The organism is Jiangella gansuensis DSM 44835 (genome assembly GCF_000515395.1).
Lineage (GTDB): Bacteria > Actinomycetota > Actinomycetes > Jiangellales > Jiangellaceae > Jiangella > Jiangella gansuensis.
Map to the genome: position 1 here is coordinate 826,665 of NZ_KI911782.1, position 21,131 is coordinate 847,795.

Below are 21,131 nucleotides of genomic sequence, written 5' to 3' on the forward strand. Positions count from 1 at the left end.
GCATCCATGGACACCCGTCACGACACGGAGTCGCCCGTCCGAGAGCTGATGTGGTCTGCTCTGGCCTGGCCGGCCACCGAACACCTCGCCCTGCGCTCCGATGCCACCAGCGTGGTGGCCGACGGCGTCGTGGTCGCGCTGGACGAGCGGCCCACCCGGCTCGCGTATCGGATCGAATGCGGGCCGGACTGGACGACGCGACGGCTGGAGCTGCGTCCGCACGGCGAGCCGGGCCTGGTGTTGCATCGCCGTGACGACGGCCAGTGGTACGACGACGCCGGCGCCGGCCGGCCCGAGCTGGCTGGGTGCGTCGACGTCGACATCGCCCTCACGCCGTTCACCAACACCCTGCCCATCCGCCGCCTCGGTCTGGCCGTCGGCGCCTCGGCCGACGTGCGCATGGTGTACGTCCAGCTCGAACACGGACTCGCGGTCAGCACGGACGACCAGCACTACACCCGGCTCGGCCGGGACACCTACCGGTTCCGCTCCGGCGACTTCACCGCCGACATCACGGTGGACGGCGACGGTGTCGTCACCGATTACCCGGGCCTGTTCCGGCGACTGACGTGACCAAGGCGTAGGCGTCGGCGGGCGACAGCACGTCACCGGCGGCGAACGCCGCGGCGAAGGCGTCCGCGCCGAGCAGCCTCTGGGCAGCCGCGCTGATGCGGTCGACGTCGCCGCGCTCAGCCGGCGGCAGCGGCACCCCGACCGAGGCGCGCTGCGCCGCCGCCGCGCCAAGCAACCGGGCCGCCTGTGCCGCGGCCACGGAGCGGCCGACGGCGACCCGGGCCCCGGCTAGCCCCTCCAACGCCAGCGCGATGGCGCGGTGGTCACCGGCCGACCGGGCACAAGCCAAGCCGTCCAGGTGCAGGGCGAGTGCGGTGTCCGCGTCGCCGCGCAGCTCGGCGACGAAACCCAGCTCGGCGAGGATTAGGGCGGCGCCCATCTCGCCGTCGATGTCCAGGCACCAGTCCAGCCAGGCCCGCAGGTGCCGCTCGGCGTCGTCGAGCCGGCCCGCGCGCCGGGCGCCCAAGGCGAGCCCGATCTCGGCGAACTGTTCACCACGACGGTGACCGTGGCGTGCGGCGAGGCGACGGGCGCGGTCGTGCAGGTCCGCGGCGGCCGCGAGGTCGCCGCGCAGGAGCGCGATCCGGCCGCGGCCGGACAGCCGATCGGACAGCTCGGTCCACATGCCCAGCTCGGTGGCGATGCGCACGCCTTCCCGGTGCAACCGTTCGGCCTCGACGTAGTCGCCTCGTGCCTCGGCCCACGTGGCGAGGGTGCTGCTGACCTGGAGGCGTCCCCATCGGTCGCCGAGTTCGGTGAAGATCGCGGCGGCGTCGTCGGCAGCCCGCCGCACGGCGCCGGTCGCCGGCCCGGTGCGGGCCTGTCCGGCGCGGAGGCTGAGCGCGGCCGCGACGCCCCAGCGGTCGCCGAGCCGGCGGAACGTGATCAACGCCGCGGCCACCCGGCGCTCGTGGACGGTGAGCGGCCCGGCACCGGACAGCCCCAGGCTGATGAACCACTGCGCCCTGGCCCGGCCGGCGGGGTCGTCGACGGTGTCGAACCCGGCCAGCGCCACATCGGCGCCGGCCGCGGACTCTGGATCGTCGCCGCGCAGTACCGCGAAGCCGGCCTGCCAGGCGGTGGTGCGGGCGCGGGCGGCCGGGTCGCCGCCGGCCATGGACTCGACCGTCGCTGCCGACCGCCGTGCTTCGGCGAGCCGCCCGCGCAGGAACCAGTACCAGGCCAGCGCGTCGACCAGCCGGTGCGCCGTGGCGGCGTCGCCGGAGTGGACGGCGTCGTCGATGGCCGCGCGCAGGTTCGCCGCCTCGGAGTCCAGCCGCTCCAGCCAGCGCCGCTGGTCCGGGCCGCGCAGCTCGGGATCGGCGCGTTCGGCCAGAGCCAGGTAGTGCAGGCGGTGCCGGCGCCGAACGGTGTCCAGCTCACCCGCGGCCCGCAACCGCTCGACGCCGTACGCCGCGACCGATTGCAGCAGCCGGTACCGCGGGCCGTCCGGTGCCGGCTCGACCGTGACAAGCGACCGGTCGACCAGGCGAGCGACCAAGCCCGCCACGGTGCCCGGCCGGATGTCGTCGCCGGAACCCACGGAGGCGCCGGGAGTCACGGCGTCGGCGGTACACGCGGCTTCGGCGGCCGCCAGGTCGAAGCCCTCCGGGTACACCGCGAGCCGGCGCAAGACCGCACGCTCGGCGTCGGTGAGCAGCTCCCAGCTCCAGTCGATGACCGCTCGCAGGGTCCGCTGCCGTTCCGGGGTGCCTCGCCGCCCGGCTGCCAGCAGCTCGAACCGGTCGTCCAGGCCGGCCAACAGGTCACGGGCACCGATCGCGCGGACCCGGGTCGCGGCGAGCTCGAGCGCAAGCGGCAGGCCGTCGAGTCGCTGGCAGATGGCCGCGACCACGCCGGCGTCGCCCGGACCGGCGACGAACCCGGACGCTGCGGCTCGCTCCAGGAAGAGTGTCGCGGCGTCGGCTGCGCGCAGCGTCGGTACCGCGTGCGCCACTTCGCCGGGCAGGCCCAGCGGCTCGCGGCTGGTGGCCAGGATCCGCACGCCCGGGGCAGCGCTCAGCACGCGGCCGGCCAGTATCGCGACCGGTTCCAGCAGGTGTTCGCAATTGTCCAGGACGAGCAGCAGCTGCCGGGTACGTAGCGCGTCGGCGATGCGGTCGGCGGGGTCGGCATGGGTGTCCGCCCGCAGATCGAGCGCGGCCCCGACGACCTCGGCCACGACGTCGACGGCGGCTGGCCCTCCGGGTGCGCGCTGGCCGGCCAGCTCGACCAGCCAGACGCCGTCGCGCGCGGACGCCGCCCGATCCAGCCGATCCGCGACGTCGAGGGCCAGCCGGGTCTTGCCGACTCCGCCGGGTCCGGTGAGGGTGACCAGCCGGTGATCGTCGAGCAACCCAGTGACTCGGTCGGTCTCGGCAGCGCGACCGACCAGCGTGGTGAGTGGTGTAGGCAGGACACCGGTGGGCCGTCTGGCCCCCAGCCCGCCGGTTTCAGACGGGGCGACCGGCCGCCGATTTCTCCCTGTGGGCGAGAGCGCCGGATCCTGCCGGAGCATCGCGGCGTGCAGGTCAGTCAGCGTCGGCGATGGGTCGACGCCGAGCTCATCGGCCAGCCGCTCGCGCAATCCTGCGTAGCCGGCCAGCGCGTCGCTCTGCCGGCCGGCCCCGTACAGGGCACGCATCCACGCCGCCCAAAGTCGTTCGCGAAGCGGATGCGCTGTTGCCTCGGCCGCCAGCTCGGCCGCGACGACGGCGTGCTCACCGAGCTCGAGGCGAGCCTCCGCGAGCTCTTCGACCGCGACCAGCCGCTGCTCCTCGAGCTGCCGGATGGCCGGTTGCAGGAAGGCGTGGTCGGCGACGTCGGCGAAGGCAGGGCCGCGCCACAGCTCCAGGGCCCGGGTCAGCAGCAGCGTCCTGGTCGCGGGGTCGTCGTGGCCGCGTGCCTGGCTGAACAGCGCCGTGAACCGGCCGGCGTCGACGTCGTCGGCCTCGGCCAGCAGCTGGTAGCCGGCCGGGCGGAACGCGACGAGCTCGCGGCCACCGAGTTCGCGACCGGCCAGCGCTCTGCGCAGCTGGGACACCTTGGTCTGCAACGCGCCGGTGGCGTCGACAGGGGGTCGGCCGGCCCAGAGCTCGTCGATCAGCCGGTCGGCACCGACCGGGCGGCCGCGACGCGCGAGCAGCGCTGCCAGCAGGAGCCGGACCTTCGCCTCGGGCACCCGCACCGTGTCGCCGTCGGCGGCCGTGACCTCGACCGGGCCGAGCACCCCGAAACGCACGCCACCACCGTAGTCGAGCGGTCCGACAGCGCACCGTGAGCGGATCGAAAGCGGGTCGGGTCAGGGTGGCGGACACCAGAACAGGAAGGAACGACCAACCATGACCGACCGTCACCCCGTCACCGTCGTCGGCCTGGGCGCGATGGGCCGCGAGATCGCCCGAATCCTGCTCGAGGCCGGTCACCCCACCACCGTGTGGAACCGGACGCCGGGCCGCGCCGACGACCTCGTGGCCCGCGGCGCCATCCGCGCCGGGACCGTGGCACAGGCCGTTACGAGCAGCCCGCTCGTCCTGGTCTGTGTGCTCGACTGCGCCGTCACCCGCGAGCTGCTCGAGCCGATCGCGGCGGAGCTGACCGGCCGCACCGTCGTCCAGTTCACCACCGGCACCCCGGAGCAGGCCCGGGGCCTTGCCGCCTGGGCGGCCGGTCACGGCATCGACTACGTCGACAGCGGCATGATGGCCACCCCGCCGATGATCGGGACGCCGGACTCGACCTTCCTGTACAGCGGGGACCAGCAGGCGTTCGAGCGGTACCGCCCGACTCTCGACCTGGTCGGCACCAGTCGCTATCTCGGTGCCGACGCAGGTCTGGCCGGACTGTACGACCTCGCGCTGTTGTCCGGGATGTACACCATGTTCGCCGGCTTCGTGCACGGCGCGGCCATGGTCGGGACCGTCGGAGGGACGGCCGCCGATTTCGCCGAGACAGCCGGCCACTGGATCCGTGCCACGTCGCACGCACTGCCGTACGCGGCACGGTTCATGGACAGCCGCGACTACACGACGGACGTGCAGAGTGTGGAGTTCAACAAGGCCGCGCTCGACGTCATCGTGCAGGCGAGCCGGGACCAGGGCGTCGCGATCGACCTGGTCGAGCCGATCCAGCGGCTGCTGGCCGAGCAGATCGCCCAAGGTCACGGCAAGGAGGCGTTCGACCGGATCATCGAGAGTATCCGGCCCAGCGCTGCCTGAGCCGGGCCCGGCGTGGTGACGTGCTCAGCCCTCTCGGGGCACGTCGCCACGCCAGGCACCGGACTCCATGCCGCGGGCCTCGATGAACTTCTTGAAGGCCTCCATGTCCTGCTCGGCCGCCCGCGAGACCATGCCGGCCTTCTCACCGATCGTCTCCACCATGCCTTCGGGCTCCATCTCCAACTGGAGGGTCACTCTGGTGGTGGTCTCGTCGAGTTTGTGGAACGTCACGACGCCGCCTTGGTCGACACCGCCGGTCGCGTGCCAGGCGATGCGTTCTTCCGGGTGCTGTTCGGTGATCTCGGTGTCGAACTCGCGCTTCACCCCGGCGATCTTCACCGTCCAATGCAGGTGACGGTCGTCGAGCTGGCGGATCGACTCGACGTCCTGCATGAACTTCGGGAACTCCTCGAACTGGGTCCACTGGTTGTAGGCGGTGGAGATCGGGACGTTCACATCGACGGACTTTGTGGCGGTGCTCATGGCTTTTCCTCTCGTTCCATTGTTGGTGTCTCTGTTCGTACCCGGCGCCGTCGACGGCATGCGGTGCTCCCGCCACGGGTATGCCGCAGGCACGAGGGTTCGGAAGGGGTGGCCGATGCGGTTGCGCAGGTGGGACCCGCAGGGCATCGCGATCGGGCGTCGCCGGCGGGGGCGCGGCTTCAGCTACGTGGACGTCGACGGGGAGCCGCTCACCGACGCCGAGGCACTCGCGCGCATCAGGGGACTGGCGATCCCGCCGGCCTGGACACAGGTGCGCATCTGTCCGTGGTCGAACGGGCACCTGCAGGCCGTGGGCACCGACGACGCCGGCCGCCGTCAGTACCTCTATCACCAGGCCTGGCGGGAACAGCGAGACCGGGAGAAGTTCGAGCGGGTGCGCGAGTTCGGCCGGGCATTGCCGAAGGCTCGCGCCCAGATCGCCGCCGACCTGGCGACCCGCGGCCTGAACCGCCGCCGGGTCCTGGCCGCGGCCGCCCGGCTGCTCGACATCGGGTTCTTCCGCATCGGTGGCGAGGTGTACGCCCAGGAGAACGGGTCGCACGGCTTGGTGACGGTGCTGCGCCAGCACGTGAGCGTGAACCAGGCAGGGTGCGTCGTCTTCGGCTATCCCGCGAAATCCGGGCAGGAGCGGGTGCAGGCGGTGGCGGACGACGAGGTCGTCGCGGTCGTACGGGCCTTGATGCGCCGCCGGGAACCGGACCAGACCCTGCTCGCGTACTACGCGCGGCGGGAGTGGCGTGCGGTGTCCTCGGCGGAGGTGAACGAGTATCTGCACCAGGTCGTCGGCGGCGACAACAGCGCCAAGGACTTCCGTACCTGGCACGGGACGGTGCTGGCGGCGGTCGCGCTGGCCACCGCCGCTCCGGACCCGTCGTCGCTGAGCCGCAGCGCGCGTAAGCGTGCCGAGACCCGTGCCGTCAAAGAGGTCGCCGAGTACCTCGGCAACACGCCCGCCGTGTGCCGCTCGGCCTACGTCGACCCGGCGGTGATGGAGGCGTTCGAGCAGGGCGAGACCATCCGCCCCGTGCTGCACCGCCTCGGTGTCGACGACGTGCTGGTGGACGACGCGGACCGGGAGCGCATCGAGCGGGCGGTCCTCGATCTGCTGGACGGCCGCTGACACCCGACCTTCCGCCCCAGAGCAACCGGGGTCGGGGCCGGAGGCGGGGTCGGGTCAGAACTTCTCGACCACGGGGATGACGTCGGCCCCGATGCGCTCGAGGTCGTCCGGCTGGGGGACGGTGGGGACGTGGCCGATTGCGGCCTGGATGCCGAGCTCGGCCAGGCGACCCAGCTCGTCGATGAGCGCCTGGGTGCCCTTGCCGTTCTCGCCGATGTCGAGCGGCTGGTAGACGGTCTTGGTGATCTCGTCGTAGTCGCGGCCTACGTCTGCGCAATGCTGGCGCAGGACGTCGAGCTTGTGCGGCACTTCAGGAGTGTTGAAGAGGTTGCAGGCCTGGCCGTACTGGGCCACCAGCCGCAGCGTCTTCCGTTCTCCGCCGCCGCCGATCATGATGGGCGGGTGCGGCCGGCTGAGGTTCTGCGGCGAGTTGAGCAGCCGCTCTGCGGTGATGTGCGCGCTGGCGAACGGGCCGTCGTCGTCCGACCACAGCTGCTGCAGGTAGCGCAGTGTCTCTTCGAGTAGTTCGAACCGCTGGGCGGTGGACGGGAACGGGAAGCCCAGTCCACGGGATTCCTCCTCGTTCCAGCCGGCGCCGATGCCCAGGACCGCCCGGCCGCCGGAGAGGACGTCGAGCGTGGTCACCGTCTTGCCGAGCAGGGCGGGCTGGCGGTAGTGGATGCCGGTGATCACGGTGAGCAGCTTCGCTCGCTCGGTGTGAGCGGCGAGGAAGCCGAGCGTCGTGTAGGCCTCGAGCATGTCCATCTCGACCGGCCCGACCTGCGGGATCTGGAAGAAGTGGTCCATGGTGGCGATGTACTCGAAGCCGGCCTGGTCGGCGGTTCGGGCGACGGCGGCCAGGTCGCGGCGGAGGGTCGCGGGCCCGTTCGGCCAGGTGAAAACGGGGATCTGCAAGCCGAGCTTCATGTAAAGCATCCTTCGCTTCTGGGGTGTGACGACTGCTCCGCGGCGGCGATGTGATGTGCTTCGGGGACAGAGAGAGCTGCAGCGGATAAAGTGGAGGCTGTCCTCCGGATAACTATATGGAGGGTAGCCTCCGGTTGCAATCGGTTCGTGGGAGGCCGCCGTCATGACGCATGCGGACGACGAGGTTGCCGCCGTCGCCGGCCGACGGCCCAGGCGTGCGGACGCGCAACGCAACTGCGAGAAGATCATCGCTGCCGCGCGCGAGACGTTCGCCGAGGGCGGCGTCTCCGCATCGCTCGAGGAGATCGCCCGACGGGCCGGCGTCGGCATCGGCACGCTGTACCGGAACTTCCCGACCCGCCGCGACCTCTTCGAGACGGTCTACCGCACCGAGGTCGAGGTGCTGTGCCAGGCTGCCGGTGAGCTGTCTGAGCGCCCGCCGTGGGAGGCCTTGGACGGCTGGTTGCGCCGCTTCGCCACCTACGCCGTCACCAAACGCGCCATCATCGAGGCGCTCAACCACGAGTCAGCGGTCTTCGAGGGTTGCCGAAACGCGATCATCAACTGCGGAGAACCGCTGCTGCGCAGGGCTCAGGAGGCAGGCGAGGCCCGGCAGGATGCCACCTTCGAGGACGTCGTGCGGCTGGTCGGCGGCATCACGATGGGCCAGTTCTCCGACCCCGATCAGGTCGACCGGGTACTCGGCATGGCCCTGGACGGGTTGCGCGCCCGGCCGCGCTGACAGCGGCGCCGCGGATCAGGGCAGTACGGCGATCAGGTCAGCGCTGTAGACCACGACGAACGCCACGGCGACGACGCCGGTGACGGCCGCTGCCAGTGCTACCGCCCGGGCCGGGAGCCGCCGCCATATCGCTGCCACGACCAGCGTCGACGCACCTGCCACGATGGATCCCCACCAGTGCGGCGGATACGTGGTATCGGCGATGTACCGCAGGCCGTAGACGCCCTCGCCGACCAGAACGCCGGCTACTGCGCCCGTCCCCAGCGCTGCTCGCGCCGGCGACCCGCGCCGTACCCAGGCGGCGGCGAGCCCCACCACCGGGCCGACGACCACCGCCGCGATGCCCCAGAACAGCATCAACGCCGCCGACGACGGGTCGCCGCGCAGCCCGGCTCCCAGGACGTATCCGGCGAGCAGCGTCGCCAGCGCCAGCGCGCCGCTCAGCGCACCCAGGGCAGGCGTACGGGCCAGCAGCGCCAGCCCGAACGCGATCAGCATCCACGTGCCACTGGAGTTCGCCAGCGAGCCGAGCTCGCTGGGCAACCAGCCCTGGGCGTAGGCGGTCAGCACGCCGCCGGCGACCCCGGCCGCGGCGACCAGGGCCAGGCCGGCGAACGTCCGGTTCGTCGTCGGAGCGGTGGTCTGCGGCGGGCTGGGCGGCACGGGCCGCAGACTAGCCGGTGCCCGCTCCGGCGCGGCTACGGTTCGGACGGATCGGTGACGCGGATCAGCTCCGCGGACAGTACGCGTCCCGCGGCGAGCTCGAGCATGCCGACGGTCCCGTGCGGCTGGCGCCGCTTGTCGGTGGGCGAGCCTGGGTTGAAGACGCGGAAGCCGTCGGCCTCCTCGTCCCACGGGATGTGGGAGTGCCCGAAGACGACGAGGTCGGCGTCGGGAAAGCGGCCGCGCAAGCGCGCCAGCCGGCCGGTCGCCGGGCCGCTGTCGTGGATCATCGCGATCCGCACGCCGCCGATGGTGAGGTGCGCCTCCTCGGGGGCGCCCCACGCTGCGACATCGTCGCCGTCGTTGTTGCCCAGCACCGCGTGGACCGGCGCGAACGTGGTCAGCTCGTCGAGCACGTCCGTGGTGCAGACGTCGCCGGCGTGCAGGATGACGTCCACGCCCTCGAGCACCCGCGCCACCGCGGGCGGGCAGCGCTTCCAGAACCGTGGCGCATGCGTGTCGGACAGCACCGCCACCCGGATCGGTTCGGCCATGGGCCCGGGTTCAGGTGATGGTCCTGGCCGAGCCACGTCGTCGTCGGAGTGCATCACTGCAGCGTAGGCACGACGTGCCCGCATCGGCACCCCCATTCCGTTCGGCACCCGGATCCGAGGGTTGACCGTTCGTCAGTTCTTGATCATGGTGATAGGGACAACCGAATAACAGAGTCCCGGCCGGGACTTCGAACGATGGTTCCCGGCCGGCCGTGCTCAATGGTCACCGGGCACCCCGAAGGAGGAAACGGAGTGGCGTATCCGGTGTCTGAATGGCACGAGTGGCGATGCGCACCGGCCCGACTACGTCGGTGGCTGGTGAGCCCGCGAGGGCAGTATCAGGTGGCGGCTGTGGCGCTGGGCCTGGTCCTCGTCCTGGCGGTCCTGTTCACGACCGTGGTCAGGTAGCCGGCTCTCTGGTCTCGGAGACCACCGTCGACGCCGTCCTCGAACGGTGTGGCGAGTCCTCCGGGACACGCGACGACCCGGTGCGCCCGGGTCGTCGTGCGTGGCGGCGGCACTGCTTGCCTTGACGTCAACGTCAACGTCTAGCGTCGAGACATGCGCATCGGTGACCTCGCCAAGCGGGCCGGCACCACCACGGCCTTGCGGTTCTACGAAGCCGAAGGCCTGCTGGCGGCACGCCGCTCGGCCAACGGCTACCGCGAGTACGGCGAGGACGACGTTCGCGTCGTCGAAGAGATCCTGACGTTGCAACGCATCGGCTTCAGCCTCGACGAGACCCGTCCGTTCGTCGACTGCCTGCGGGCCGGCAACCCCAGCGGTGACGCCTGCGCACCGTCCAGTAACGCTTCCGGCACGCTGTTCGGCGTTTCGCGTTACATGGAGCCAGGACGGGGCCTTCCGAGCACGCCCTATAATGGATATCCAATTCGCACCAGAATGGATATTCATGTCGAGCTTTCTCGGTTCCACGGGCATTCCGGTCAGTGATGTCACCGTCGGCACGTCGCCGCTCGGGCGGGGCACGAGTCCCGGGACCGCCGAGGAGGCCGCTGCGGTCGAGACCGCCCGGGCCATGCTCACCGGCCCGTTCGCGCTGGTGGACACGTCGAACGCGTACGCGGAGGGCCGCAGCGAAACCGTGCTCGGGCTTGCCCGCCGGGCGCTCGAAAGCACGACCAGCGCCACCGTCGTCACCAAGGTCGATCGCGACCCGGAGACCGGCGCGTTCGGGCGCGACCGGGTGCTCCGATCGTTCGAGGAGAGTCTCGACCGGCTCGGCGTCGACCGGGTGCCGGTGCTGCACCTGCACGATCCCTACACGGTGTCGTTCGCCGAGGCGACCGGCCCCGGCGGCGCGGTCGAGGCGCTGGTCGAGCTGCGCGAGGCCGGTGCCGTCGACGCCATCGGCATCGCGGCCGGCCCCATCCCGCTGATGACGGCCTATGTCGACACCGGCGCGTTCGACGTGGTGCTCAGCCACAATCGCTTCACGCTCGTCGACCGCAGCGCGCAGCCGCTGTTCGAGAACGCGCGCGCTCGCGGCATGGGGGTGTTCAACGCCGCACCGTTCGGCGCCGGCATCCTCGCGAAAGGTGCCGGCCCCGGTGCCAGCTACGGGTATCGCCCCGCGCCGCCGGACCTGGTGGACTGGGCCGGTCGAGCCGAGCGGATCTGTGCCGACCACGGCACGACGCTCATCGCCGTCGCGCTGCGGTTCTCGCTGCGTTCGCCGCTGGTCGATTCGACGGTGGTGGGCGTCTCCTCCGCCGGCCGGCTCGCCGAGCTGGACGCGCTGCGTTCCGCGCCAGTCCCGGACGAGGTGTGGCCCGAGCTGGACGCGCTCGGACCCGCGCCCACCCCCATCGCCGACCCGCCGCTGGAGGGACCTCGATGACCGAGTACTGGCAGAGCACCGAACCGGGTGCGGGCCGCCGGCCGCCACGCGCCGACGCGGTGAGCGACGCCCCGGTGCTGAGCCTGAACGGGACGTGGCGCTTCCGGTTGTCGCCGACGGCGGACGGCACCGGTGCCGCGTTCGTGGCGGACGACTTCGACGACTCCGCGTGGGACACGATGCGGGTGCCGTCGCACTGGGTCCTCGAGAAGTTCACGCCACTGTCGGGCGGTCCGGCACGGTCCATGCGCGGCACGGAAGAAGGCCCGCTCTACACCAACACGGCGTATCCCATCCCGCTCGATCCGCCGCGCGTCCCCACCGAGAACCCGACCGGCGACTACCGCCTCGTCTTCGAGGTCCCGGACGGCTTCGGCCCGGCCGTGCTGCGCTTCCAGGGCGTCGACTCCTGCGCGAAGGTGTGGCTCAACGGCCACGAGCTCGGGTGGTCCATGGGCAGCCGGCTGCCGTTCGAGTTCGACGCGCCGGTGCGTCCCGGCCGCAACGTGCTCGCCGTCCGCGTGCACCGGTGGTCGGCCGGCACCTACCTCGAGGACCAGGACATGTGGTGGCTGCCGGGCATCTTCCGCGATGTCGAGCTGCTCGCCCGGCCGTCGTCGGGGGCGATCGACGACCACCACGTCCACGCCGACTACGACCCCGCGACGGGGCTCGGCACGCTGCGGGTCGACTGCCCGGTGGACGCCGTGGTCGAGATCCCCGAGCTGGGCGTGCTGATGCCGGCGGGGGAGAGCGCGACTGTCGCGGTCGAGCCGTGGAGCGCGGATTCGCCCCGCCTCTACCGGGGCGTGCTGCGCTCACACAGCGAAGCGGGCGAGTCCGTTGAGCTCGCGGTCGGGTTCCGGCGGGTGGAGATCGTCGACGGCGTCTTCACCGTCAACGGCCGCCCGGTGAAGTTCCGCGGCGTGAACCGCCACGAGCACCACCCCGACACCGGGCGCACGCTGGACCGGGCGACCATGATCCAGGACATCGTCATGATGAAGTGCGCGAACGTCGACGCCGTGCGCACCAGCCACTATCCGCCGCACCCGGAGTTCCTGCGCCTGTGCGACGAGTACGGCCTGTGGGTCGTCGTGGAGTGCGACCTGGAGACGCACGGGTTCATCTACGCGGGGTGGGACGGCAACCCGCCCGCCGACCCGGCCTGGAGGGACGCCGTCATGGACCGGGTGTACCGCACGGTCGAGCGCGACAAGAACCACCCGAGCGTCGTCATCTGGTCGCTGGCGAACGAGAGCTGGACGGGTGAGACGTTCGGCGAGATGGAGCGCTGGCTGCGCGAGCGCGATCCGTCCCGCCCCATCGTCTACGAGCGGGACCCGAGCTACCGCAACTCCGACTTCTACTCCCTCATGTATCCCTCGCTCGACCTGCTCGAGCAGATCGGCCGGCGCGAGGAGCCCGCGCCCGAGGGCAGCACCGACGAGGAGGACGCGCGCCGGCGCACCCTGCCGTTCCTGCTGATCGAGTACGCGCACGCCATGGGCAACGGTCCCGGATCCCTCAGCGACTACTGGCGCATCATGGCCGCGCACGACCGGATGTGCGGCGGGTTCGTGTGGGAGTGGATCGACCACGGCTTCACCGCGGTGGCCGGTGACGGCACCCCGTTCGTCATGCACGGCGAGGACGTCGACTACGAGCCCTCCGGCCGGCGGTTCTGCCTGGACGGTCTCGTCTTCAGCGACCGGACGCCGACGCCCGGGCTGATCGAGCTCGCGAAGGCGTACGAGCCCGTCGCGATCTCGATCGGCACCGCCCGCGTCACGATCTCGAACACCCGGCACAGCGCCTCGACCGGTGACCTCGATTTCCGCTGGACCCTGGAGGACGACGGCGCGCCGCTCGCGACGGGCTCCCTCGCGGTGCCGCCGCTGGGACCGGGCGAGACGACCGAGCTGCAGGTGCCGGGTGACGCGACAGGCCGGCGCGGGCGCGGCGAACTGGTCCTGACGGTCGAGGCGGTGCTCGCCCACGGCACCGCGTGGGCGCAGGCCGGACAGGTCGTCGCGTGGGGGCAGGCAACACTGGCGACAGCACCGGAGCGGCAACGCCGTCCGGCGCCGGACGGGCGCGCCGTCGCCCTCGCCGTCGCCCTCGCGGACGGCGAGGTCGCGGTGGGCGAGGCGGTGTTCGACGCGGCCACCGGGCGGCTGCGCCGGCTCGGCGGGCTCGAACTGGACGGCCCGTGGCTCGACCTCCACCGTGCCCCGACCGAGAACGACCACGGCCAGGGGGCGCTCAACGACATCGCCTCGGTGTGGCGGAAGACGGCACTCGACCGGATGCTCCATCGCACCGACGACGTCAGCGTGGGCGATGGGTGGCTGCGAGTCACGGGCCGCACGGCGCCGCGGACGCACCCCCACGGTGTCGCCTGGACGATGCTGTGGACCGCGGACGGCGACGGCGTCGCTCTCGACGTGACCGCGGACTTCGTCGGCCCTTGGACGGACACGCCGTACCTGCACCGCGACATCTGGGTTCCGAGGCTCGGACTGCTGTTCTCGCTGCCCGGGGCCGTGCAGCGGGTCGAGTGGTTCGGCCGCGGGCCGGGCGAGACCTATGTCGACTCGCACGAGGGTTCGCGCATCGGACGCTACGCCCGGACGGTCGACCAGCTGCAGGTGCCGTACCCCGTCCCGCAGGAGAACGGCAACCACGTGCAGACCCGCTGGCTCGAGCTCGCGGGCCCCGGCCTTCCCACCCTGCGCGTCACGGGGGAGCCGTACGTCGACTTCACGGCGCGACGGTGGACCTCCGTCGCCCTCCAGGAGGCGCGCAAGCCGCACGACCTGGTCGACTCCGGCCGGGTGTGGCTCAACCTCGACCACGCGCAGCAGGGCATCGGCTCGGCGTCCGTCGGGCCGGCGTTGCCGGAGCGGTACCGCATCTCCCGCGAACGCACCGGGTGGCGGGTGCGGCTGGGAACCGCCTGAGGCGGGCCGGGCAGCTGACGCGGCTCAGCCGCCCAGCGCGCGCACGTCGGGGAAGAGGGTGTCGCCGCCGACCTGGCCGCCCTTGAGCAGCAGCTCGAGGCCGTCGATGGCGGGGTCGGCGGCGTGCGCGCGCAGGATGACCACGTTGCCCCACGGGTTCGCGGCCAGGGAGAGCGCCTCGACGCCCAGCCCGAGCGCGACCCGGCCGGACGTGTCACCGCCGCAGACGACGACGCGGCGGGTCACCCCGGCGCGGACGGCGGCGTCGACCACAGCGGTCGCGGTCGCGGCGACGACGTCGAGGACAGGCCGTCCGGCGGTTGCGGATGTGTCGGCGTCGTCCGAGGTCAGGACGGCACTGCGGCCGCTGCGCAGCGTGTCCACCGTCTGCCGGATCACCTCGTCGCGACCCCTCGGAGCAAGCGGCAGCGGACACACCAGCCAGCCGTCGGCCGCGGCCGCGTCCGCCTGCCGCCGGGTCCGCGCGGAGCGGCTGCCGGAGACCACGAGCACGGGTCCCCGGGCGGCAGTGGCGGCCGGCGGGGGTGGGGCGCCCATCGGAGCTGCCGCGGCGATGCCATGGCTGAGGCCGCCCGAGCCGATCGCGAAGACCGGTGCCGGGAGACGCAGCACGGCGTCGCCGACGGTGACCAGATGCTCGTCGGTCACCGCGTCCAGGACGAGTGCCGCCGCATCGCTGTCACTGATGCGGCCGGCGAGATCGCCGTCGTACGCCGTGACCGGCAGGGACCCGATCGGGAGCTCCGTCTGCCGTCCGACGTGGACGGCCAGCTCGGACTCGGTCATCGGTGTGGACGGGTGCGTCGACATGGTCGGCTGCCGGTCCAGCCGGTAGACGACGCCGTCCTCGGCGGCGAAGTGGTGGCCGAAGAAGGTGTACCGGCCGAAGTCCGGCTGGGCGAACAGCATGGGCACCGGCCGGCCGGCGACGATCGCGCGACCGAGTTCGACGATGCGCCCGAGGCTGCCGACAGTGGGCGACGAGTCCGCGGTGGAGCACGCCTTGTACTGGACGACGCGTGGCTCGAGGGCAGCCAGCGCCTGGAGCACCGGAGTCAGCTCGGCGTCCATGGTTGACGTCGGCAGTGACCGGGCGATGCCGGCGACCCCGACGACGTCGACCGACTCGGCGGCGCGGTGCAGCGCTTCGGGAGCCGGCAGGCGCGTGAAGAGCCGGCCCGTCCAGCCGCGCCGGGAGAACTGCAGCAACGCGTCCACGCTGCCGGTGAAGTCGTCGCCGTAGAACGCGGCGCGAGCTCTAGGCACGGACCGGGCCGAACAGCTCGGCGGCGCGGCGCAACGGCTGTGAGCGCGCGAACGCCGCGTCCGCCGTCTCGCCGAGCGCCGCGGACTCCCACGCTTCGCGCATGCTGGCCACACCCGCCGCCGGTCCGTCCGGATGGCCGTGGATACCCCCGCCCGCCAGCACGAGCAGGTCGGTGGTGCCCACGGCGGCATAGGTCGCGTGTGCCAGCCCGCCCCATTGGCCGGACGACAGCACGGGCACGGTCGGGGTGAGCCCGAGAAGCGGCTCACGAACCGCGGCGATGGAGTCGAGCACTTGCGCATCGCTTTCGTAGAACTTGTTGCTGATGCCGTTCGTGTGCAGGTGATCGGCGCCGGCCAGGCGGGCGAGCTTCTGCCACGCGCGGAACCCTATCCCGATGTGGTCGGACCGGCTGATCGCCCCGAGCATCGCCCGGTGCCCGTGGATCGGCACCGTTGCGTGGCGGCGGATGAACTCGAGCCCGGCCAGGCCGACCGGGTTGACGCACACCATGACGCAGGTGCCACCGGCCGCCACGACGAGGTCGTGGTTCGCGGCGAGCCGCCCGATGTCGTCGGTGATGTTGAACGCGTACATCGGCTTGGTGCCGGTGCGGTCGGCGTGGCGTTCGAGCACCGGCATGACGGCCCGGACCCGCTCGGCGAGCGGCGCGGACGGACCGTTGCCCTGCAGTTCGTCGTCCTTGATGAAGTCGACGCCCGCCTCGGCCAGCTGTGCCACCAGCTCGGCCAGCTCGGCAGGGGAGAGGCCGATGCTCGGCTTGATGATCGTCCCGATCATCGCCCCGTCGGAGCGGTTCATGAGCCGCCGGGTGCCCTCGACTCCGAACCCGGGACCGGGGTACCGCTGCGCGAACGCCTGCGGCAGCTCCAGATCGACGAGCTTGATGGCGGCGAACTGCTTGAGCTCGAACAGGTTGCCGGCGACCGCCGCGAGCAGGTTCGGCATCGACGGGCCGAAGTTGTCGAGGGGGAAGCGCAGGCTCAGCCGGGCCCGGCGCCGCTGGTCCGGGTCGCCGATCGACCCGGGAAGCGGCGAGCCGCCGGTGAGCGGCAGTTCCTCGAGCGCGTGTACCTGGGCGGCGAAGCGCGCGCGGAGGTCGTCGGACTCGCGTTCGACGCGGACGAACGTCCCGGTGGACTGCTCACCGGCCAGCACCTCGGCGGCGGCCGCGAGGGGCAGCGACGTCTCGACGACGTAGGTGGCGATCACGTGCTGACTGGTCATGCCGCTCACCAGACCACCGGGAGCCAGACGGACATCTCGCCTGGTCCGCGGTTGCCCCACGCGTAGTAGGGGACCAGCCGAGCCGAGGCGGCGGACACGTCGGCGTCGGCGAGGTCGGCGTACAGGGAGTCCGCTGCCGTGGCCGGGAGCACCGCCAGCTCGACGTCGAGGGCGACGACACGGTGGCCGTCGATGTCGGCGTCGACCGGGGTCAGCGGCACCCCGCGCCGCAGCGCCGCCTGCTCGAGCGACACCCCGCCCGGGAGGTCGGCGCTCTCGAGGCAGTAGACGAGCGGGCCACGGCGCACCGCGACCTGGTTGGTCGTCTCCTCGGCCAGGCGATGCGCGCGGACGACCCGCACCGGCATCGGCAGGGTCAGCTCGACTACGTCGCCGGAGCGCCACTCGCGATCGACCCGGGTGTAGGACCCCGGTGCGGTGACCGTGACGCTCTCGCCGTTGACGCGCAGCGCGGCGTCCGTCGCCCACCCCGGAATGCGCAGGTGCAGCGGCAGGCCCCCGCCGGCCGCCTCGGTGACGGTGAACGTGACGCGCTCGTGCCACGGGTAGTCGCTGTCCTCACGCAGCGCCAGCGAGCGGCCGCCGTCCGCCGAGACCCGCAGGTCGCTGCCGCCGTAGAGGTGTACGTAGAGGCCGTCGTCACCCAGTGCCGCGGCCCGTTCGTGGAAGCGCGCCAGCGTACGCGCGATGTTCGGCGGGCAGCAGAAGCAGGTGAGATACCCCTCGCGCAGCCGCGCGTCCGAGGGCGGCGGCTCGGGCGTGGGGTGGATGGCGGTGTCGCCCGGGCGTCGCAGCGGATACGGCAGGTCGCGCACCTGGCGCAACGGGTTCGTGTAGAAGTACTCGCCGCCGGCGAGGCTGATGCTGGCCAGCAGGCTGTTGAAGGCCACCTGCTCGATCACGTCGGCGTACTTCGCCTCACCCGTGAGCGACAGCATCCGCTCGCTCCACAGGATCATGCCGATGTTGGCGCACGACTCGTTGTGGGCCGTCGTGTGCGGCAGCTGGTACGGCCGGCCGTATGCCTGGTGGACCCGGCTGATCTGGTTCTGCCACGGATACCCGTCGGGTGACGCGCCGTCGTACAGCGCGCCGCAGCCACCGGTGAGGTAGAGCTTCGTGTCGACGACGTCGAGCCACAGCCGCTCCAGGACCGCGGCGAGCTCCTGGTCGCCGGTCTCGGTGACGAGATCCGCGAGGCCCGCGTAGAGGTAGTTGGCGCGAACGGCATGTCCGGCCACCACGGTCTGCTCGCGCACCGGCAGCCGGTCCTGGTTGTCGTCGCCGCCCTGGAAGTCGTCGCGTACCCGGACGAAGGCCTCGGCCAGCCGGAGGCAACGCTCGTCCCCCGTGGCCCGGTAGAGATCGACCACCGCCATGTAGTGCGACGGGCAGATCGCGCTGCGGGCGAGCTCGAGGGGCTTGTCGGCGGCGAGGTGTTCGAGGTAGCCGGCGGCCTTCTTCGCCACCTCGAGCAGCGTGGTCGAACCGGTGACCTCGTAGTGGCGCACTCCGGCGGTGATGAGGTGGCCCAGGTTGTAGGTCTCGAAGTGGAAGCGGTCGGCCAGCTCCGACACGCTCTCCTGGTTGCGCGCGGCGATGATGGTCGGCGTGTGCAGGTAGCCGTCCTCGCGCTGTACCGAGGCGATGAGCGCGGCGATGTCCTCGACGGTGGCGGCGAGCTCCGGGTCCGGGTCGGTGCCGAGGCACGAGATCGCCGCTTCCAGCCACTTGTAGAGGTCGCCGTCCATGAACGGCGGGCCGGAGTGACGGCCCGGCTCGAGGCCGGCGGCGATGCGGAAGTTCGCGAGGCCGGGACTGACCTGCGGGTTCCGCAGCGACGCCCAGATCTGGGGGATCGTCACATCGCGCGTACGGCCGCGGACCTCTCCCCAGAAGCCTCCCGTCCAGCGGGCGTTGTCGGCACCGAGCGGCCTCAGCCGGGCGTGCGCCCGGAGCGCTGTCGTGGCAGGCATCGAGGGTTCCTTCCGAAAGGGCATCAGTCTCGTCGTGGGGTCGCTGAGCCGGCAACCAGGCGTGGTCCTGCGGTCAGGTTACGGCCGCATGCAAGTTCTCGCAAGCCTGCATGGAAATGCAGAAAGCCGCGTTGAAATGAATAGAAATTCAAGATTGACTGTTGACACACCCGCATTCCGAGCTTACTGTCGTGCGTCGAACCCCGTAGCCGCGTGGTCGCCGTCAAGGAGGACGTCATGGTCAGCCGCCGTAACCGCCGGAAGCCGACGGCAGCCGGTCTCGCACTCGTCACCGTCGTGACCCTCTCGGCCTGTGGTGGCGACGACGCCACCGACGGTGGTGCCGGCGGGGATCCCGAAGCGTTCACAGTACTGACGGCCAACGAGAACGCGACGCTCGAGGCGCAGCTCACGGCCCTCGCCGAGAACCAGTGCAAGGCCGAGAACGAGGCCCTGCCGATGGAACACCAGAAGACGGCGCAGGCCGACACCGTCCAGAAGGTCACGCTGCTGGCGAGCCAGGACTCGTTGCCGGCGCACTTCATCGCCGGTACCGCGATGGTCCGGCCCGACGGCGACCTCGGCGCCGCGGGGAAGGTCGTCGACTACGAGGAACTGCTCACCGAGGCCGGGGCGTGGGACAACATCCTGCCCGCGGCCGCGTCGACGGTGGAGCACATCTACGGCGGCATGGTCTCGTTGCCGTACCAGTACAACCTCGAGGGCATCTGGTACAACAAAGCGATCTTCGCCGAGGTTGGGCTCTCCGAGCCGCAGACCTTCGACCAGCTGCTCGCCGCCGGCGAGGAACTCCTCGCGGCCGGCCACCAGCCGTTCGCGCAGGCAGGCGCAGCCGGATGGCCGCTGACACGGATCATCGGGATGTACATCTTCCGCAACGTCGGCCCCGACGCCATGGAGAAGATCCGCGACGGCGAGGCATCCCTCACCGACCCGGAGTACCTCGCCGGTGCCGAGGCACTCCAGCAGATGGCCGAGAGCGGCTTCTTCGGCGAGGGATTCATCTCGCTCGAGCCCGATGCGGCGACGGCGGCGTTCCTCAGCGGCCGGGCGGCCATGAAGTACGACGGCACCTGGGCGCTGAGCAACATCAACGACGAAGAACAGAACCAGATCGGCCTCGAGAACGTCGGCTTCATGCCGTTCCCCGACGTCGAAGGCGGCGCGGGCAGCGTCGACCAGTGGCCCGCGAACGCCGGCGCGGCGATGGCGGCCAACCCGGACACCGCCGGACCCAAGGTCACCGCCTGGTTGGAGTGCATCGCCGAGAACTACGGAGAGCAGGCGCTGTCCGACGCCGGCGTCCTGTCGGGCTTCCGCGTCAACGGCGAGGTCACGGACATCCCGGAGACCACGAAGCTCGTGCAGGAGAAGATCGCGGAGATCGACGAGACCGTCGCCTGGTTCGAAGCCCTCTTCGACGCCAAGTCCAACTCGCTCGCGTCGACGAACGTGACCCTGCTGACGACCGGTCAGATGACGCCCGAGCAGTACATGACCGAGCTCCAAGCGAGCATCGACGCCGCCCGCTGACCCGAGGAGCCGGACCGCCCACCACGAAGGCCACCGCCATGAATCGCGTATTCGGAGACCGCAAGACGATCCTGATCCTCTTGCTGCCGACGCTGGCGATCTACGTTCTCTTCAAGGTCGTACCCGTCGCGTGGTCCCTGGGCCTCTCGTTCTTCGAAGGCAACACCCTGCGCGGCTTCGAGTTCGTCGGCTTCGACAACTTCACGACGTTCTTCTCCGACGGGGCGGCGCTGCAGTCGCTGCGAGTCAGCGTCATGTTCGCGATCCTGGCCACGATCGGCCAGGTCACGTTCGGATACCTGCTGGCGCTGCTCTACGTCTTCGTGCTGCGCAAGGGTTCGGCGTTCCTGCGGACCGCGGTGTTCTTCCCGATGGTGCTCCCGACCGTCGCGGTGGCGCTGCTCTTCCGCAGCTTCGTCTCCGTCGGTGACACCCAGGGCCCGGTCAACGAGATCATCAACGCGGCGGGAGGCGAGAGCGTCGAGTTCATGGCGTCCACCTCGGGCACCATGGCCGTCGCGCTCGCGATGACGCTGTGGAGCTCCATGGGGTTCTACGCCGTCCTGCTGTACACGGGCCTCCTCGACATCCCCGACGAGGTGATCGAGTCCGGGCGGCTGGACGGTGCGAGCGGCCTGCGGCTGGTGCGCCACATCATCATCCCGCTGTCGCTGCCGATCCTGCTGTCCTCGATCATCTTCAGCCTGAACGCCACCCTGAAGGTCTTCGACAGCCTCCTCGCGCTCAACAACGGCGGCCCGGGAACCTCCACGGCGCCGCTGACCCTGTACATGTACCGGACCGCTTTCGAATACGCCGAGTACGGCTACGGCAGCACGATCGCACTCGTGCTGACCCTGCTGTGCCTCGTGTTCACGCTGACGGTCTTCCGGTCGTCCCGCCAGCGGGTGGAGGACTGA

17 protein-coding genes are annotated in these 21,131 nt (G+C 71.3%); 9 read left to right on the forward strand and 8 right to left on the reverse strand.

Features of this window, described 5'->3' with window-relative positions; genetic code table 11:
* Window positions 1-6: 6 nt before the first annotated feature.
* Window positions 7-573 carry a putative glycolipid-binding domain-containing protein gene (locus tag JIAGA_RS0104240; protein ID WP_035812081.1) on the forward strand — a complete coding sequence of 189 codons (567 nt, stop codon included), beginning with the start codon at window positions 7-9 and terminating at the stop codon, window positions 571-573.
* Here the strand turns inward: JIAGA_RS0104240 and JIAGA_RS0104245 are convergent.
* Window positions 536-3,814, reverse strand: a complete 3,279-nt coding sequence (locus JIAGA_RS0104245) for an ATP-binding protein (RefSeq protein WP_026874699.1) — start codon at window positions 3,812-3,814, stop codon at window positions 536-538. The genes JIAGA_RS0104240 and JIAGA_RS0104245 overlap by 38 nt on opposite strands.
* A 100-nt stretch (window positions 3,815-3,914) precedes the next feature.
* On the opposite strand from JIAGA_RS0104245, the gene JIAGA_RS0104250 reads away from it, so the two are divergent.
* Complete coding sequence (locus JIAGA_RS0104250; RefSeq protein WP_026874700.1) at window positions 3,915-4,790, forward strand: NAD(P)-dependent oxidoreductase; 876 nt, start codon at window positions 3,915-3,917, stop codon at window positions 4,788-4,790.
* A 24-nt stretch (window positions 4,791-4,814) separates the two neighbouring features.
* Here JIAGA_RS0104250 and JIAGA_RS0104255 read toward each other — a convergent pair whose 3' ends face one another.
* On the reverse strand, window positions 4,815-5,273 hold the full coding sequence (locus JIAGA_RS0104255) for an SRPBCC family protein (protein WP_026874701.1): 459 nt from the start codon (window positions 5,271-5,273) through the stop codon (window positions 4,815-4,817).
* A 115-nt stretch (window positions 5,274-5,388) separates the two neighbouring features.
* Here JIAGA_RS0104255 and JIAGA_RS0104260 point away from each other — a divergent pair, with 115 nt between their 5' ends.
* Complete coding sequence (locus JIAGA_RS0104260; protein WP_026874702.1) at window positions 5,389-6,414, forward strand: DNA topoisomerase IB; 1,026 nt, start codon at window positions 5,389-5,391, stop codon at window positions 6,412-6,414.
* 54 nt (window positions 6,415-6,468) lie between these two features.
* Here the strand turns inward: JIAGA_RS0104260 and JIAGA_RS0104265 are convergent, their stop codons facing one another.
* Window positions 6,469-7,341, reverse strand: coding sequence for an LLM class F420-dependent oxidoreductase (locus tag JIAGA_RS0104265; RefSeq protein WP_026874703.1), 873 nt, complete (start codon window positions 7,339-7,341; stop codon window positions 6,469-6,471).
* 163 nt (window positions 7,342-7,504) lie between these two features.
* On the opposite strand from JIAGA_RS0104265, the gene JIAGA_RS0104270 reads away from it, so the two are divergent.
* Window positions 7,505-8,083, forward strand: coding sequence for a TetR/AcrR family transcriptional regulator (locus JIAGA_RS0104270; RefSeq protein ID WP_026874704.1), 579 nt, complete (start codon window positions 7,505-7,507; stop codon window positions 8,081-8,083).
* Window positions 8,084-8,098: 15 nt separating this feature from the next.
* Here JIAGA_RS0104270 and JIAGA_RS0104275 read toward each other — a convergent pair whose 3' ends face one another.
* Window positions 8,099-8,746 carry a DUF6518 family protein gene (locus JIAGA_RS0104275; RefSeq protein ID WP_051425700.1) on the reverse strand — a complete coding sequence of 216 codons (648 nt, stop codon included), beginning with the start codon at window positions 8,744-8,746 and terminating at the stop codon, window positions 8,099-8,101.
* A 35-nt stretch (window positions 8,747-8,781) separates the two neighbouring features.
* Complete coding sequence (locus tag JIAGA_RS0104280) at window positions 8,782-9,288, reverse strand: YfcE family phosphodiesterase (RefSeq protein ID WP_026874706.1); 507 nt, start codon at window positions 9,286-9,288, stop codon at window positions 8,782-8,784.
* Window positions 9,289-9,861: 573 nt separating this feature from the next.
* On the opposite strand from JIAGA_RS0104280, the gene JIAGA_RS33660 reads away from it, so the two are divergent.
* Genes JIAGA_RS33660 through JIAGA_RS0104300 form a run of 3 tightly spaced genes read left to right on the forward strand, consistent with a single transcriptional unit; the run spans window position 9,862 to window position 14,124 of the window.
* Complete coding sequence (locus tag JIAGA_RS33660; RefSeq protein ID WP_084469460.1) at window positions 9,862-10,254, forward strand: MerR family transcriptional regulator; 393 nt, start codon at window positions 9,862-9,864, stop codon at window positions 10,252-10,254.
* Window positions 10,214-11,161 carry an aldo/keto reductase gene (locus tag JIAGA_RS27510; protein ID WP_035812083.1) on the forward strand — a complete coding sequence of 316 codons (948 nt, stop codon included), beginning with the start codon at window positions 10,214-10,216 and terminating at the stop codon, window positions 11,159-11,161. The genes JIAGA_RS33660 and JIAGA_RS27510 overlap by 41 nt, the downstream gene beginning before the upstream one ends.
* Window positions 11,158-14,124: a glycoside hydrolase family 2 TIM barrel-domain containing protein gene (locus JIAGA_RS0104300; protein ID WP_026874707.1), complete on the forward strand. Its 2,967-nt coding sequence runs from the start codon at window positions 11,158-11,160 to the stop codon at window positions 14,122-14,124. The genes JIAGA_RS27510 and JIAGA_RS0104300 overlap by 4 nt, the downstream gene beginning before the upstream one ends.
* Window positions 14,125-14,148: 24 nt before the next feature.
* On the opposite strand, the gene JIAGA_RS0104305 is transcribed toward JIAGA_RS0104300, so the two are convergent.
* From JIAGA_RS0104305 to JIAGA_RS0104315, 3 genes are read right to left on the reverse strand one after another with little or no spacing between them, the layout of a single operon-like run.
* Window positions 14,149-15,411, reverse strand: coding sequence for a four-carbon acid sugar kinase family protein (locus tag JIAGA_RS0104305; RefSeq protein WP_026874708.1), 1,263 nt, complete (start codon window positions 15,409-15,411; stop codon window positions 14,149-14,151).
* Window positions 15,404-16,660 carry a RuBisCO large subunit C-terminal-like domain-containing protein gene (locus tag JIAGA_RS0104310; protein WP_026874709.1) on the reverse strand — a complete coding sequence of 419 codons (1,257 nt, stop codon included), beginning with the start codon at window positions 16,658-16,660 and terminating at the stop codon, window positions 15,404-15,406. The genes JIAGA_RS0104305 and JIAGA_RS0104310 overlap by 8 nt, the downstream gene beginning before the upstream one ends.
* A 5-nt stretch (window positions 16,661-16,665) precedes the next feature.
* Window positions 16,666-18,657 carry a glycoside hydrolase family 127 protein gene (locus JIAGA_RS0104315; RefSeq protein WP_026874710.1) on the reverse strand — a complete coding sequence of 664 codons (1,992 nt, stop codon included), beginning with the start codon at window positions 18,655-18,657 and terminating at the stop codon, window positions 16,666-16,668.
* A 237-nt stretch (window positions 18,658-18,894) separates the two neighbouring features.
* Here JIAGA_RS0104315 and JIAGA_RS0104320 point away from each other — a divergent pair, with 237 nt between their 5' ends.
* Together JIAGA_RS0104320 and JIAGA_RS0104325 are read left to right on the forward strand one after the other, a co-directional pair.
* Window positions 18,895-20,211 (forward strand): ABC transporter substrate-binding protein, encoded by a 1,317-nt coding sequence (locus JIAGA_RS0104320; RefSeq protein ID WP_026874711.1) that lies wholly within the window; start codon window positions 18,895-18,897, stop codon window positions 20,209-20,211.
* A 38-nt stretch (window positions 20,212-20,249) separates the two neighbouring features.
* Window positions 20,250-21,131 (forward strand): carbohydrate ABC transporter permease, encoded by an 882-nt coding sequence (locus tag JIAGA_RS0104325; protein ID WP_026874712.1) that lies wholly within the window; start codon window positions 20,250-20,252, stop codon window positions 21,129-21,131.

Excerpts from the sequence above, each read along its gene's own strand:
- JIAGA_RS0104260 (WP_026874702.1), top strand. The coding sequence starts at position 5,389 with ATGCGGTTGCGCAGGTGGGACCCGCAGGGCATCGCGATCGGGCGTCGC.
- JIAGA_RS0104325 (WP_026874712.1), top strand. The coding sequence starts at position 20,250 with ATGAATCGCGTATTCGGAGACCGCAAGACGATCCTGATCCTCTTGCTG.
- JIAGA_RS0104315 (WP_026874710.1), bottom strand. The coding sequence starts at position 18,657 with ATGCCTGCCACGACAGCGCTCCGGGCGCACGCCCGGCTGAGGCCGCTC.
- JIAGA_RS33660 (WP_084469460.1), top strand. The coding sequence starts at position 9,862 with ATGCGCATCGGTGACCTCGCCAAGCGGGCCGGCACCACCACGGCCTTG.
- JIAGA_RS0104270 (WP_026874704.1), top strand. The coding sequence starts at position 7,505 with ATGACGCATGCGGACGACGAGGTTGCCGCCGTCGCCGGCCGACGGCCC.
- JIAGA_RS0104265 (WP_026874703.1), bottom strand. The coding sequence starts at position 7,341 with ATGAAGCTCGGCTTGCAGATCCCCGTTTTCACCTGGCCGAACGGGCCC.
- JIAGA_RS0104320 (WP_026874711.1), top strand. The coding sequence starts at position 18,895 with ATGGTCAGCCGCCGTAACCGCCGGAAGCCGACGGCAGCCGGTCTCGCA.
- JIAGA_RS0104300 (WP_026874707.1), top strand. The coding sequence starts at position 11,158 with ATGACCGAGTACTGGCAGAGCACCGAACCGGGTGCGGGCCGCCGGCCG.
- JIAGA_RS0104255 (WP_026874701.1), bottom strand. The coding sequence starts at position 5,273 with ATGAGCACCGCCACAAAGTCCGTCGATGTGAACGTCCCGATCTCCACC.
- JIAGA_RS0104310 (WP_026874709.1), bottom strand. The coding sequence starts at position 16,660 with ATGACCAGTCAGCACGTGATCGCCACCTACGTCGTCGAGACGTCGCTG.
- JIAGA_RS0104240 (WP_035812081.1), top strand. The coding sequence starts at position 7 with ATGGACACCCGTCACGACACGGAGTCGCCCGTCCGAGAGCTGATGTGG.
- JIAGA_RS0104250 (WP_026874700.1), top strand. The coding sequence starts at position 3,915 with ATGACCGACCGTCACCCCGTCACCGTCGTCGGCCTGGGCGCGATGGGC.
- JIAGA_RS27510 (WP_035812083.1), top strand. The coding sequence starts at position 10,214 with ATGTCGAGCTTTCTCGGTTCCACGGGCATTCCGGTCAGTGATGTCACC.